The following is a 15,696-nucleotide window of genomic DNA, read 5'->3' as shown; positions in this document are numbered from 1 at the left end:
TGTTTTTGAAAATCGAATAGTAATTTTTATTTTGAAAAAAGGCTGTTTCGTTAAGATCGTTGTTTTTAAAACGAGACGATTTAAGGTTGATTGGAACGGAGCAGCGGACTCCTGCCCGCCCCGTTGAAAGGCAAATCGATCACACCGCATTAGTGGGTGAATAGCAACAAAATATACGAAATCAGTCTAAAAAAAGAAAGAATGCACATCTTCGACCCGATAGCGGGGGGGGGGAAACGGAAAAAAAGATTTACTATTGATTGCAATATATAGATGATTTTTAATAAACAGTAAATATATAACTGATATACTTTCAGTAGAGTTCAATTGAAATAGTAGAAGAGGGGACCATATGCTAACGGGTATGAAAAAGTTCTTCAAGGAAAGCTCCAAGGATCTAAAGCGAATATATAAGTTGGCAGATGCCGTGAACCGGCTTGAGGGTGAATATGAAAGATGCTCAGATCAAGAGTTAAAGCGAATGAAGGATAAATTCAAATGCGAATTGGATGCCGGAAAAAATATGAGCGAGATTCAGACCGATGCTTTCGCAGTCGTTCGGGAGGCCTCTAAACGGGTGTTGAAGCTAAGGCACCATGACGTTCAGCTAATGGGCGGCTTCATCCTGAACGAAGGGGGCATAGCCCAGATGAATACGGGGGAGGGAAAGACGCTTGCGGCAACTTTACCTAGCTATTTGCTTGCGCTGGAAGGAAACGGTGTCCATATCATTACGGCCAATCAATATTTGGCCAGACGTGATAAAGAGCTGATGGGACAAATCCATGAGTTTTTAGGGTTGACCGTTGGTTTGAACATATCCGGCATGGAGGCCGCTGAAAAACGTGAAGCCTATGCGGCAGACATCACGTATGGGACGGCAACCGAATTCGGCTTCGATTATTTGCGTGATCAGATGGTTTTACGGAGAGCGGAAAAGGTGCAAAGAGGCCACAACTTTGTCATTGTCGATGAGATTGACAGCATCCTGATTGATGAAGCACGGACACCATTGATCATTGCGGGTCATTCTGGTGAAGGGACCGCGCTTCACGAAATCACGGCACAATTCATGAAGTCCTTAATAAAAGACGAAGATTATGAGGTCTCGGTTGAATCAAGTGCCGCCTATTTTACCAATCAAGGTGCATCCAAGATTGAGCGGGCCTTTGGCATCGACAATCTGTATGACCTGGAACATCGGGAGCTATTACACAATATATCACAGGCGCTTAAAGCCTATGCGATCATGAAACGGGATGTAGACTACATCATCATCGACCGTCAAATTTCCTTGATCGATAAATTCACGGGCAGGGTGATGGAGGGACGAAGCTTCAGCGATGGTCTTCAGCAAGCCATTGAAGCAAAAGAGAACCTGGAGATTTCCGCAGAGAATGAAACGCAAGCTGCGATAACGATCCAAAACTATTTCCGTTTATATCAATCAATGTCCGGGATGACAGGCAGTGCCATGCCATCCAAGGCGGAATTCTGGGAAACCTATCAGCTTCCTGTGATTGAAATTCCCACCAATAAGCCGATGATTCGCTCGGATGAGCCGGATTTGATTTATAAGGATGAAATCGGCAAAATCAATCAAATCGTCACGGCTGTAAAACGAATTCATGGAGAAGGAAGGCCGATCCTAATCGGAACGACCTCAATTGAGCAATCTGAAAAAATATCGGTTCATTTAAAGCGTGTGAAAGTTAAGCATCAGATCCTTCATGCGAAGACGGAAAAGGATGAGGCTGAAATCATCGCCAAGGCCGGGAGAAAAAACGAGGTGATGCTGGCAACGAACATGGCTGGAAGAGGGACCGATATATTACTCGATGAAGCTGTAAAGAATCTAGGAGGTCTTCACATCATCGGTACGGAGCGGCACGAAAGCAATCGGATTGATATGCAGCTTAGAGGACGTGCAGGCAGGCAGGGTGAACCAGGCTCCACTCAATTCATCATTTCCTTGGAAGATGAGTTGTTTGATTACTACGATGGAGAAGAAATGGAACGGTACTTAAAGAAAATCAAAACGGATGAGACAGGGTTGGTGGTTAGCCCTGCACCTGATAAATTCGTGAGGAAGGTTCAGGAAACGATCGAGCAGCAGCATCAAGCAAGCCGTACCCATTTATTCAAGCTGGAGCAAGCCCTGAATGAACAAAGTACAATCATTTACGCAATGAGAGATCACATTCTTGATTTGGAGACGGAACGGCTGCATACGGCTTTACTTGAATATATCGAAAAATACATTCGCAGGCTCGCAGTGAAATATTATCCTGAGCATACGGATGAGCCTGGGCCTTCCGCCTTGATTGAAGAGCTTTCCTTTGTTTTTCCTTCCTTGGACTGGCAGGTAAGTGATTTTGGCAAATTGGATGTTCATCTAGTTGAAGCCAAGGCGATGGGGGCTTTAGCTGAAATGAAAAAGAGGCTGGAAATCTTTCAGGACGCTAAAGACTGGGGAAACCAGCTGCGTACTTTCATCCTGCACCATATTGATGCAAATTGGAGGAATCATTTAGACGAAATGAATGGTTTGAAGGAAGGGATTGGCTTGAGCGGATATGGTCAACAGGATCCGTATATGTTGTTTGAGAAGGAAGCGCTTAGTCGATTCAACATGATGTTAAGAACTATCGAGGAGGAAATCAGTCTTCATTTTTTGGAATATATGAAGAGCGGCCATGAGGAGAGTGGTGATGGATGAGTTTATTTAATAAAGGAATCAATGAAAGGAAAGTTTGGTTAGCTTCGAATGAACATGACGTACTCAAGGAGGCTGACGCTGTTCAAACTGCGCTGCTATTTCATGAGGACTGGCACATTTCAAAGCAAGAGGAATACGTCTATAGGTTTCACCATCAGCAGCTGCCCTTGTTGAAGCCCAATCAAATTTCGATATCCGGGGTGAAGCTTGTAAGGGAAGAGGAAGATGTCATTGCCATCGCTTTTTTACGAAATTCATTGGAAAAACCGATCCGGTTTGAAGTCGTGAATATATTGTTAGTGGATGGGAGCGGAAGAGCATTGGCAAAAAAGGCATTTGATCTTTCGGTGCTCGGTGAGGTGCCTGCACGCTCAAGCATAGCGTGGCAATTCCTTTTCGAGGAACATGATAGGCTGACGGAATTGATTCCTGAGGACTGGCAGATTGTGTTTGAATGGACATGAACGTAGGAAAACCTGCACATGTTCTGGATAAAGTGGTTCTCCTATTTTTTTCCTGTCTGTGAAATGCGAGAATGAAGAAGGAGTTTAGCAACAAGGAAAGCCCTCATCCATTGATGGAGGCTTTTTTTATGCCAATTATTTATCCTGTTTTATGTTTTCTGTCTGCAAAGTTTCATAAATGGCAACGCTAAGTAATATTTATAAGAATCTTCCGTAACCAGGCTTGACCTTGGAAATCATGAAGAAGAAAGTGGCAGGAGCATGAAGTATAACGTTAACCAGCGATTGAAGGAGAGGCTATTAGAGGTTTTGTCGGTTTCAATCGTGACCATGCTATTCATATATACGAATGCCAAGATGGGCAATCATCTCTCTATAGGAATAATCACGATCATCGTAGGCATTGCCGGCTTTATTGTTTATCTGAAGGAGTGGGTATCGAACAGGATCGTGAAAGGAGCGTTTTTTTCACTGTTCTTACTATCGATCATGGCCTTTTTCCTTGCCGATATTTGGTTTTACCGTTATTACGCGACACCCATGAATTCTTATTTGTGGATGCAAAAAAGTAATCTGAATGGGCTGGGTGAGAGTATATTCAGCATGATGGAAATCAAGGATGCCCTCTTTCTTCTGGTGGGCATTCCAATCGCCGAGTCTTTCGTGAAAAAGAAATATCCCCTCAAGCACTTGGCGCTTATACCGGCGCTGCTTTTCCTGATGGTCGCGGGGCTTAAGCCGGTAAAAAATATTTTCATCGACAAAGTCGATATAACCCGGCGCTATGAGGCGAATACTTTTTTGCGGAATTGGGGTCCGATTGGACACCATGTATTGGATACGTATGCCTACTTTGCCGATTCAGGAAAGCATGTGATGTCTGCGGATGATAAAAAAGCCGTTTCCGATTACTTCAATAAAAAGACCAAGCCTTTTCATGCCTTATCTGGCTCGCTGAAGGGGAAGAATCTCATCCTTATCCAGGTGGAGTCATTACAGGCATTTCCGCTATTTCAGAAGAGTGCCGGACAGGAAGTCACGCCCTTCATGAATGAACTTGCCAAAGAAGGATTGTATTTTCCGCATGTATATCCCCAGACAGTATTCGGGAATTCGTCTGATGGTGAGCTGATTACGAATACGGGTGTATATCCTTTGAAGCAAGGTGCGACATTTTTTCGGTTCCCTTATAATGACTTTCCTGGCCTTGCCAAGGAGTTAAAAAAGTCGGATTATCAAAGCTTTGCTTTTCATGGAGATGAGGAGGACTTTTGGAATCGTCAGCATGCGTATCCTTCATTGGGGTTTTCCGAATATTATTCGATAGAGGATATGCAGCAAGATGAAATCATATCGATGGGATTGGGAGACCGCAGCTTCTTCAATCAAAGCTATAAGATCTTAAAAGATAAACAAGATCCGTATTATGCTTTTTTTGTGACATTGACCAGTCATGTGCCCTTTTCGCTGCCAAAGGAAAGAATAACGTTGAAGCCTGAAGCAGGAAAGGAAGAAAGTTACCTGACTAAATATTTTGAGGCCATGCATTATACGGATTCGGCGATCGGCGGATTCGTTAAGAAGCTGGAGGATGCCGGCAAGCTAAAGGATACCGTGATCGTCCTTTACGGTGATCATGATGGGCTTTTTTTAAAAGATAAACATGATGTAGAAGCGTACTATGGGCGTAAGATTAGCGCTGACGAGTGGATCGAAAAGTATATGCCCATCCCGGTCATCATTTATCAGCAGGATATGGAAGGAAAAACGATTGACAAGGTAGCGGGGCAGGTGGATATTTTACCAACCCTTTATGATTTGTTTGATATCCAGAGCTCTTCATACTTTGGCGAAAGCATGCTGAATGGGAAGGCGGGGCGTGCCTTGATATTGAAAGGGGATTATGGCTCCCAAATGAAAATAAATGCAGAAGGCAAGGTCGAAGAATTCTCACCAAAAGACCAAAGGGAAATTGATCTGAGTGATCAAGTGATCATTACCGACTATTTTAAACAATCGGGGAATTGAAGAGAGAGTGTAACAAACTCGGGTAACAATGGAGTTTGTCTACAATCTTTGTGGGGCTGGATTTCCAACATGCTTTCCATTTCCCTTTTCGCGGGGATTGAAATGGAGCTTCAACCCGCAGGTTTGGAGGGTTTGTAGGTTGGATGCTTCGGATCCCTTTGATTTAGGACAGAGATGGCCTGTCCATTGCTCAACAGGAAGGTTTAGGAAAGAAAACGGATTCGGTTCCACGGACAGTTGGTTGCCGATGATGACTTAGATAAGCATCTGCTTAAATGAAAAGGGTTTCGGAATGAGATCATTCCGAAACCCTTTTTTTGTCTGAAGTCTGAGAGGATGGCAATTAAATCATCCTCTTTCGGTTATAATCCCAAATGTGTTTTGATCCGGTTTTGGGCTTCGAGTTTTTTATCGTCTGGGACAATGTTGTAAAAGATGCCATTCACCCTTTGATTGTCACCTTGAAGTGTATATTGTTCAATGTTCTTCAGTGAAGATTTATAGTTATTCTGGATGCTGAGCATTTCGTTGAAGGTTAAATTGGTTTCAACGTTTTTCCCTAATGCTTTGAAGATATCATCATAATTGGTGAGTGTCGAAAGGCTTGAACCCTTTTTCATGACAGCTTGGATAACCTGGCGTTGCCGCATTTGTCGTCCATAATCACCGCGAGGGTCTTCCTTACGGATCCGGGAATAAATCAAGGCTTCTTTACCATTTAAGTCAATGGTGCCTTTTTTGAAGTTAAAGCCTTTATAGGCAAGGTCCATATCATTATCGACGGTGACACCGCCTACCGCATTCACGATATCTTGGAAACCTTCCATATTCATTTTGACGTAATAATCGATCGGAATGTCTAGATACGCTTCGACTGTGTTGATCGCCATGGAAACTCCGCCGAATGCATAGGCATGGTTCATTTTATCAGTCGTACCTTTACCGATGATTTCGGTGCGTGTGTCTCTTGGCAAACTCAATAATTCAATGGATTCTTTTTTAGGATTGACTGTCATGACAATCATCGTATCTGATCGGCCTTTGTCATTTTTCCTTTCATCCACACCAAGGATAAGGATTGAAAAGGGATCTTTACTTTTGAATTTAATATCATCTACACGCTTATCCGTTTTATGCTCCGTTCCCTGCATCGTGTGAATTGCGCCTGCCAGGGATTGATAAACGGAGGCTGCATAAACGCCTGCGCCTATGAAAAGGATAAGTAGGGTAAAGCCGATTATTTTAAACGTTTTGCGTTTCTTTTTCTTCTTTTTATGTTCAGATCTCATCTATATTCCTCCCTGAACCATCCAGCAAAAATGGAAGGTATGAAAAAGTACCTAGCCCTAACTATACCTTTTTTCTGATAAAAATAGAATAGTATCTTTTTGTAGGTAGAGTGCATTTTTACCTATTTTCACTAAAAAAAACGAAGGATGTCAGTAACTGACCCCTTCGCCGCCGCTTTTTTATTCTAAGGAATGGGGATGTGTCGTTTTGACATGAAAATGTCCAGGCTATAAGGGCAAGCCTGGACATGGCAATTTATAAGCTTTTATAACCGATGATTCTGCTCTGGAAATAAGAGTTTGAAGTAGAAGTGATTGTTACGCCCTTACTTGACGAGGCGTGGATGAACTGACCTCCACCCAAGTAGATGCCCATATGGCTAACTACGTGTTTATTTGAACCGGTTGCAAAAAAGATAAGATCACCGCTTTTAGGTGAGGTCACCTTTTTGCCCATATCATAGTATGTGGAGGATGAAAGCCTGGAAACGTCATATCCGGCCTTCTTAAATGTATAGTAAATGAAACCGCTGCAATCGAATCCTGATGGCGAGGCGCCTGCCCACGAATAAGGCGTTCCTATCAATTTCTTCGCTTCGGAAACGAGCTTGGTTACTTTACTTCCTGAATTCGGTGTTTCTATCTTGTCATCATTTTTCCCTGGATTGGCAGAAGTGGATGTTTTGCTTAATTTTAGTTTTTGACCCACTCTGATTAAGTCCGAGTTTAACGAGTTGGCCGCTTTAAGCTGCGCTACTGATACATTGGTCTTTCTGGAAATCCCTGAGAGCGTGTCACCTTTCACCACAATGTATGTAGCCGAATTGACCGGGGGCTGTGTACCATTGGATGGCTTGGAGCTGTTGGGTAATTCAACGGTAGTGGTTGTAGTTGATTTGGATACGATAAGTTTGGCGCCTGCATAAATTCTGTCGGATTTAAGGTTGTTCAATTTCATCAATTCAGCTAGTGTCAGGTTATGCTTGTTCGCTATCCGGGTTAACGTATCGCCAGAGACAATGGTATATGTGGTATTCTTTGTTTTTTTCATGGAAACCGAAGAATTGTTTGATGTTGTTTTGGAGTTTGATGTCAATAACTTTTGATTGATTTTCAAGAAGTCGGTTTTTAAATGATTTAGCTGTTTTAAGTCTTGTACCGTCGTATTATGTTTCTGTGCGATCTTGCTTAGCGTATCGCCGCTTTTCACTGTATATGTACCGGCAAGGGCAGGAGAAACGAAAGTTGAAGATAAAATGGCTATTGTCGAAAATGCGACTACACTTTTTTTCACGGTTTCCACCTCTAATATGTCTTTTTCCCTATTCTAACAAAATAATCCAACGAAAAAATATTACATTTTTGTTACAAAGGGAAAATAGTAGTATTATACTGGTTTATATTGGTTTGGAAATGGTGATTAAACCAACAATATTTTCTATATTGTGAGTCTTTTTTCACATATGTCTGAAAAATCAAAAAAGTTTGTCGCACGCTGTTTAAATACCCTTTTTTTATAAAAAAAATGACGGTTAATCGAACAAAAACCCCTTCATGATTGAAGGGGTTTTTGTTATTTAAAAAGAAAATCAACTACATTTCGGCTTGAGGATCCTGCCGAGTATTGGTTCCATTTTTGGTTAAAGGGAGCGATCTTCACTAGTGAGCGATCGGAGAAACGAATTTCCCTCAGCAGCTCTTTCGTGGTGGATACCACCGGTCCGGGCATGGATGTTGTATAATCCTCCCAAAATCCCCGCTCTTGTTCATACTCAGCTAAATCATAGGCAAAGAAAATCATCGGTCTATTTAAAAAGGAGAATTCAAACGGAATGGAAGAGTAGTCAGTTATTAAAAGGTCTGTACTTATAAGCAGTTGATTGACATGAAATTCACTCGTTACAGAATAAACGAACCCAGGGAATTTCTTCTGCAGATCATGATCTGCTTTAACAGCGGGATGCAGTTTAAGCAGGATGGCATAATTTTCACCGTGCAGTTCTTTATACAGTAATTCCAAATCGAGTGCAATCTTCCCATCATCCAATCCATCATTACGGAACGTAGGGGCATATAGCATGATTTTCTTTTGCTCCAGTTCCGGAAACTTGGCAAGAAACGCACGGCGTGCCGTTTTTTTTGATTCTTCATTGAAAAAGAAATCGGTTCGAGGTATCCCGGTCCTTAGTATGCGTGATGCCGGCAATTGAAAACTTTCTTGATAAATTTCTGCCATTCTGTCTGAACCTGCCGTAACATAATCGAATGTATTATAGACCGTTAAAAACCTTTTACGGGCAGCGGCAGAACGGTTTTGAATGGAAGGGTCTTTTGCGCCGAATTGTTTAACGGCACCTGCCGCATGCCAAACTTGAACACATTTTACTTGCTTTTTGAATGAAATCGCAGAAAGAAAGCCAAAATAATTATCAATGATGATCCATTTGGAAGTAGCGATATGGTAAATCGATTGGAATAAGGCCATGATATTTTTAGATTCAAACGGAAGGACGATGGATTTCCCACCGTCCTTCACATGTATAAGACTGCTCGGCTTCATAAGAAACACTTTTTGAACAGGTATGTCCTGCTTGTCCATTTCATCTGCAATATATTGGCAATTATCCCCGAATGATGTGACAAAGGTCGTTTTGTCTTGTAAAGGGAAGAGTTTAAAGATAGAGAATAAAATCTTGAAGCATAAAAGATAAATCCCTATCGCGAATTCTTTAGCCATTGGTAACTTGTAAAAGGTCATCTTTAATTTGGGAAGTCGAAATGCCGATCGTTCTTGGAAGGTAGACCACTTCACAAACTTCGGATAATTCATCGAATTTGCCTTTCCAATCATCGCCCATTACGAAGATATCTACGCCTTCACGAATGATATCTTCCTTCTTTTGTTCCCATTTATCTTCAGGTATGACTTCGTCCACATAGCGGATCGATTCAAGGATCATTTTTCTATTTTCAAAGCTATGATAAGCCTTTTTATCTTTTATAGCATTAAATTCATCAGTGGAAATGGCAACGATAAGATAATCTCCTAAATCTTTTGCGCGTTTCAATAGATTGATATGACCCCAATGAAGCAAATCAAAGGTACCATAAGTGATTACTTTCTTCATTTTTATTCCTCCTGTAAGACCCTTTATTTCTCTTTAAAAATGATGAGTCAAAATAATATATAGTTGGACCATTAGAATACTATATGAATTGTTTGCCTATGCGGCAAAACCAAAAATGTCTTACCTCACTAATTATAACTTAATAGCTTTACAAATAAACAACAATTTATTTACAATTAAACCACATTTTTTTACATCGTTGTTCCTTATAGATAACACTATTAAGTTAAGGTTACATGTCGACTACATTGTATTCTTCTTTAGGGCACGTTAACTATAATGTACCTATGGAGAGAGAAGTATATTAAAAAGTATACAAATATAATATCAAACTCAAATCACTCTTATCTTATGGTCTTGAGAGATCATGTATGAATCGGACATTCACATTTTATCATGTTTAGGAGGGAACAACTAGAGTATCTCCAGGAGGGCTTAACCGTTAGTAAGGGATGGGGGACAGAGGGCATCATGTATAGGCTCCAAATCTGTCGGTTACCATTGTAAGACACCTTTATTTAATGGAAGGAACCTGCTTTGAAATCGCACATATATCATTCGATATGGCCATACATGAATGGGGGGTTGGGCCACCCAGCCGATTTCAGCCAGTCAACGGTAATTCTGCTGAGCACAAAAGGATTGGGTGGTAATATATGGGCAGTTCAATTATCGGTTCCATGATATTGAGTCTACACCAAAAAAAGATTATGATTTTAAAGTACAATATAGATTCATCTTATTTAAATAATTTGTTATAGGTGGTTTAAAATGATAAAGAAGCTTCTTGGAAAAAGAAAAGCAACAAAAACTCCTAAAATTAAGCTGAAACAAGTTCTGACCATTGGACAAAAAGACAATATGTTGTTTATAAAAGGTGCATTTTCAAAAGAACATTATTTTGCAAAAGAAATATGGTTATTTTCTAGAGACCATGAAGATAAAAAAATAAAAATTGCTGAAATTGCCGGAGCAGCCAATTTTGAGTTTGGTATAAATCTGGCGGATTTAATGCGGGAATTAGAAGGCAGCGACCCTTCTGTTTATGACTGTTATATGAAGATTTCCGTTCCAGTTGAGAAGCTAAGCAAAAAAACAATCCTTAATATCGAGCATAAAGCTGAATATGTAGAAGGATCTGAACAGATCCATATTGAATATCCGATTCGTCTAGGCCGCTTTCAGGAAACGCACATTGAAAATCTGAATTTCTACTCCTTTGAAGATAATCAAATGATTTTTTCGATAACTAATAAAGGGAATTTATCTCTATATGTCAATAATCCCCCTAAAGTAACGATAAAGTCTCAAATTGAAAAAATAACCAATAAATCGAAAATGTTGCATATTAATGGTCAAATTTTCACCAAGCACTCAAAGGTCATAAAAGGTGAGGGCATCATCAAAGGAAGGCAAAGCGGCAAGGAATACAAAGCGAATATGTCTTTTATCCATAATCGTGAAATGCATATCATAAAGTATGGGCTGAATCGTTACATATATAAAATGATGTTGGATTTGGAACAACTGGTCAGTGCCGATTTGCAAGATGATATATATGATATTTACATGAAATTGCATTTGCATGACCAGGAAGAGCCGAAATTGGTACGCGTAGGGCGTCCGACGACCAGAGCTAAGCTATTCACTAAAAAGACCGACGTCAGGTCGGATCAAACGGTGGCAATAGTCAACCCGTACTATACCTTTAAAGCATCCAACTTGTCTTTGGAAGTGTTCAATTTCCCTAAAGAAAGTTATCGATATTTAAAAAGTATGATGGGGTGGAGGCGAATTCTCGGTTCATTTAAAAAGAAAAAAGACGTCTGGTTGGTTGGAGAAAGAACGTATAAAGCCCAGGATACTGGATATCATTTTTTTAAATACATGAGGGAAGAACATCCTGAAAGGGAAGTTTATTATGTAATAGAAGAAAATTCCGTGGAAGCCAAGAACGTCGAGCCCTTTGGAAATGTACTATATTTCAAATCAAAGGATCATATTAAAAAGACACTGGAGTCCACACGCATCATTGCATCACATCATCCAGATTATTTATATCCTTTAAGAACATCTGAATTTAAAAATCGGGTTAAGGGTGTTAAGGTGTTTCTTCAGCATGGTGTTATGGGTACGAAAAACATGGTGGCGAACTATGGAAAAAAGGCCACTTCTGGTTTTAATACGGATGTGTTCCTAGTAAGTTCAGAATTCGAAAAGGATATGATCGTAACCGATTTTGGATATAACGAAAAAGAAGTATTCGCAACAGGACTATCCAGGTTCGACTCACTGTTCAAGGACGATGTTCTAATGAAACGGCAGCTGTTGATCATCCCGACCTGGAGAGATTGGATCACTTCCGATGAAATATTTTTGGAAAGTGAGTATTTTGAAAGGTATCAGAAATTGGTGAATCATCCGGTTTTATATGAATTGTCTGAAAAAAATGGGTTTGAAATCATTTTTTGCCTTCATCCTAATATGCAGAAATTCACTTCTTATTTTAAAGATGCGCCAGTTAGGGTAATAAGTCAGGGTGAGGTGGATGTCCAAAGATTGATCAAGGAAAGTGCGATCATGATCACGGATTATTCAAGTGTCGCTTTTGACTTTAGTTTCCTGCATAAACCGGTGATTTACTATCAATTCGATAGGAATCGGTTCATAGGCAAAAGGCCATCACATTTGGATTTGGATAACGACCTTCCCGGTGAAATCGTTAATGAATTGGATGAATTGCTGGATAGGTTAGCCGAATATGCCAAAAATGATTTTGTCATGAAGCAAAGGTATATCGACAAGGCTGACCGCTTCATAAAATACCGCGATGTACATTCCAATTCGCGAATATTCGAAGTGATTCAGCATGCAAAAAAGGATCAAGATACGTTAATTAAATTGTATAACCATCCGTTCCTTAAACTTGTAATGACTCGATTTAGAAAAAGTGAATATTATTTCCCTGTGATGAAAAAAGCATATAAAATTATGTCTAGCCTTCTCCCTGTCGATAAGAACCTCATTCTTTTTGAAAGTGGAATAGGCAAGCAATTCGCAGACAGTCCGAAGTATATTTATGAAGAATTACTTAAAAGGGATAATAAACATAAAAAAGTTTGGGTCTATAATGGCAATTTACCTGTAAAAGGGAAGAATACGAAGCTGATAAAACGCCTAAGTCCGGAATACTATTATTATTTAGCCAGAGCAGGATACTGGATAAATAATCAAAATTTCCCTACCTATATGAGCAAAAGGAAGGAAACGACTTATATCCAGACTTGGCATGGCACCCCCCTGAAAAAAATGCTATTCGATATAGAAAATATACAGGGAAGGGACGAAGGTTACTTAAATCGGGTGCATGCGGCGACCAAAACATGGGATTACTTAATATCACCGAGCCAATACGCATCCACGGCCTTCAGAAGTGCCTTTAAATATGAAGGGGAGATATTGGAAACGGGATACCCGAGAAATGATCTGTTTTATAAGGAAGAAGCTCCGGTCATTGCCGAATCCGTTTCGGACAAGCTGAAGATTCCAAAAGGGAAGAAAGTCATCTTATATGCCCCTACATTCCGGGATAATCAAACATCGAAAAACAATAAATTCGTTTTCGAGTTGAAATTCGATTTGGAAAGAATGAAGCAAGCGCTTGGAGATGAATATATCCTATTGTTGAGGATGCATGTGGTCATAAGTAATAACCTCAGCATACCGAGTGAATTCGAGGATTTCGTCATGAATGTATCCAATTATTCAGATATACAGGAACTTTACCTGATTTCTGACATATTGATTACGGATTACTCTTCAGTCATGTTCGACTATGCGAATACTGCCCGGCCGATTCTGTACTATACTTATGATCTGGAGGATTACAGAGATAACATCCGCGGATTCTATATGGATTTTGATAAAGAAGCACCAGGTCCATTTTTGAAAACGACCGAGGAGCTTATCGATTCCATTACCAATATCAATGAAATAAACAGTGAATATAAAGAAAGATATCGTCTATTCAGGGAAAAATATTGCGGCATAGAGGACGGTAAAGCTACACGGCGAATCGTGGATAAATTTTTCGAAGATTAATGACTTAAAGGGTATTGTTCTTTTAGTATCTAGTGAACTGGCTGCCTAATCGAAACATGCACCTCTACACATAGAAGGAGAGGATTTCGAATGAATATCTTGGTACGTCAAAAAGCGAGGGAACTTTTAAAGGGCAGTGCTGTAAAAATTAAAAATAATCCGTCAAGCTTAAGAAATAAGTTTTTAGGAAAAGAAAAAAAAGTCACTGTAGTTACTGCTGCTTATAACTCTGGAAAATTCATCAGGAAAACGATTGAATCCGTCATAAATCAATCAATCGGGATCGATGAGATCGAGTATATAATCATTGACGACTGTTCGACTGATGATACTTATACAATCATTCAAGAGTATGCGGCTAAATATAAAAACATTTGTTCAGTTTCCCTTCAAGAAAATAACGGGTCCCCAGGGACCCCCAGAAACATCGGAATTGAATTGGGAACAAGCAAATATATAACCTTTTTAGATGCAGATGACTGGCTTGCGCCTGATGGACTGGAAAGCCTCTATAACATCCTGGAGGAAACTGGTGATGATTATGCAGTGGGCAAAACGGTTAAAGTCGAATCCGAGTCAGAAAGTGTTATCGGTGAGTTCGCTTCGGTTAAAGAAAGAAGAAGCATTACCCCACTGGATGTCCCGCACTTTTTCTATCATATGGGTCCTACGGCGAGAATGATGAATCTGTCGATGGTTAAAGAAAATGAAATTGGTTTTCCCAATATGAAATTCGGTGAAGATAAATGGTTCTTCACGGATGTTTTCTTTACGGTCGGAGCGGTTTCAACTACTAAAAAACCTATTTATTATGTCAATAGGACTTCAGATAATCCAGCTTCTTTAACGCGCGTTACAAGTGTGCTGGACAAAAGGAAAGCGGATATTGAAATCATAAAGCATATTCAATCCAAAGACATTGCTCCTGAATTGAAAAAGATCGCTCTTAACCGGATTTATGAGTACGATTTAGTAAAATCGTTCGACAGCCAAATTTTCGTTAAATCCAAGAACAAAGAAGATTTCATTGAAATATTAAGGGAAGCTGTTGAAACTGCGAAAAACTTGCCATATGATTTTCAGGATGAGTTCAAAGTGCCTATTTATAAATTGGCGCTTGAATTATTCATGGAGGATCGGATTGATGATTTCGTAAGGGTATTTGAATGGTTAAAACAAGATGCCAATAAAAAATATCATATCGAAGATGGGTTGCCTTATTATGAACTTCCATTTTTGGAAGGGACATATCGCTTCGTCAGGATCCCGATGCTTGCTCGTGCAATAGACTCCTATATCATCGATAATGTCTACCACCAAAGCTTTGAAATATATGGTGAAGATATAAACAACATCGAGTCTGTATTAATACGAGATAGAAAAAGGATTGATAATGAAATTACATGTGACGTACAGATAGAAGGCAATCGAGGCCATTTCGCTGTTTCGCTGGATGACATCGATAAAATGGAAAAGTCCCTATTTACAGTGTTTATTCGATATAATGAATATCAATTGATCAATATTAAAAGAATTCTCAAAAATAAAATGACGTATAATAAGAAAAACGTGGAGTTTTATACAACGGTTGCAAATAATTTGGGGCTGGCAATAAAGTCTTTGGAGTAGCTGTTCGAAGTACGCCGAAAAAGCTCCCCCTTTTGGTGGGCGAGCTTATTTTTGGTGTATGTGAGGTCGGGGATGTGTCTCGATAAGCGGGAATGACGGTGATTCATGGTTCATTTATATCAGCATTCACCATTAATAATTAATAAAAGGGAGATCGGATATGTCAAACGAAAAAACGGAAACCTCAAAGAGACCTTCCTTTCTATCGCTGTTTAAACGCATCGCCAAAGCCGTTATATTAAGAGGATATCAAATGTTTTTCGCAATGGCAGGCAGAGTATTGCCGGTGGACCAAAAGCTGGTCATTTTCGAGAGCTTTTTGGGCAAGCAATATAGCT

The 15,696-nt window shown here is 39.9% G+C and carries 9 protein-coding genes; 5 read left to right on the top strand and 4 right to left on the bottom strand.

Going from position 1 to position 15,696, the window contains the following annotated elements; translation table 11 throughout:
• Positions 1–352 precede the first annotated feature (352 nt).
• The 3 genes from secA (at position 353) to CVN76_RS16805 (ending at position 5,211) form a co-directional block, all read left to right on the top strand.
• Entirely contained in the window at positions 353–2,719 is a 2,367-nt protein-coding gene (gene secA, locus CVN76_RS16815; RefSeq protein WP_100532219.1) for a preprotein translocase subunit SecA, read from the top strand.
• Complete coding sequence (locus tag CVN76_RS16810; protein ID WP_100532218.1) at positions 2,716–3,183, top strand: SLAP domain-containing protein; 468 nt, start codon at positions 2,716–2,718, stop codon at positions 3,181–3,183. Before secA ends, CVN76_RS16810 begins: the two co-directional genes overlap by 4 nt.
• Before the next feature lie 261 nt (positions 3,184–3,444).
• Positions 3,445–5,211, top strand: coding sequence for an LTA synthase family protein (locus CVN76_RS16805; RefSeq protein ID WP_100532217.1), 1,767 nt, complete (start codon positions 3,445–3,447; stop codon positions 5,209–5,211).
• 362 nt (positions 5,212–5,573) lie between these two features.
• On the opposite strand, the gene CVN76_RS16800 is transcribed toward CVN76_RS16805, so the two are convergent.
• The 4 genes from CVN76_RS16800 to tagD all read right to left on the bottom strand — a co-directional run bounded on the left by CVN76_RS16800 (position 5,574) and on the right by tagD (position 9,628).
• Complete coding sequence (locus CVN76_RS16800; RefSeq protein WP_100532216.1) at positions 5,574–6,500, bottom strand: LCP family glycopolymer transferase; 927 nt, start codon at positions 6,498–6,500, stop codon at positions 5,574–5,576.
• A 256-nt stretch (positions 6,501–6,756) separates the two neighbouring features.
• The gene (locus tag CVN76_RS16795; RefSeq protein ID WP_100532215.1) at positions 6,757–7,794 is read right to left on the bottom strand and encodes a C40 family peptidase; all 1,038 of its coding nucleotides are present in this window, start codon (positions 7,792–7,794) and stop codon (positions 6,757–6,759) included.
• A 279-nt stretch (positions 7,795–8,073) separates the two neighbouring features.
• Positions 8,074–9,237, bottom strand: coding sequence for a CDP-glycerol glycerophosphotransferase family protein (locus tag CVN76_RS16790; RefSeq protein ID WP_157805686.1), 1,164 nt, complete (start codon positions 9,235–9,237; stop codon positions 8,074–8,076).
• Positions 9,230–9,628 (bottom strand): glycerol-3-phosphate cytidylyltransferase, encoded by a 399-nt coding sequence (gene tagD / locus CVN76_RS16785; protein WP_061141227.1) that lies wholly within the window; start codon positions 9,626–9,628, stop codon positions 9,230–9,232. The genes CVN76_RS16790 and tagD overlap by 8 nt, the downstream gene beginning before the upstream one ends.
• A 771-nt stretch (positions 9,629–10,399) precedes the next feature.
• Between tagD and CVN76_RS16780 the strand changes: the two genes are divergently transcribed.
• Both CVN76_RS16780 and CVN76_RS16775 read left to right on the top strand, forming a co-directional pair.
• Positions 10,400–13,729 (top strand): CDP-glycerol glycerophosphotransferase family protein, encoded by a 3,330-nt coding sequence (locus tag CVN76_RS16780; protein WP_100532213.1) that lies wholly within the window; start codon positions 10,400–10,402, stop codon positions 13,727–13,729.
• 90 nt (positions 13,730–13,819) lie between these two features.
• Positions 13,820–15,358, top strand: a complete 1,539-nt coding sequence (locus CVN76_RS16775; RefSeq protein ID WP_100532212.1) for a glycosyltransferase family 2 protein — start codon at positions 13,820–13,822, stop codon at positions 15,356–15,358.
• Positions 15,359–15,696 lie beyond the last annotated feature (338 nt).

The organism is Bacillus sp. mrc49 (assembly GCF_002803435.1).
The sequence above is the reverse complement of the archived record's forward strand: the minus strand, read 5'-3'. Positions and strand labels throughout refer to the sequence as shown.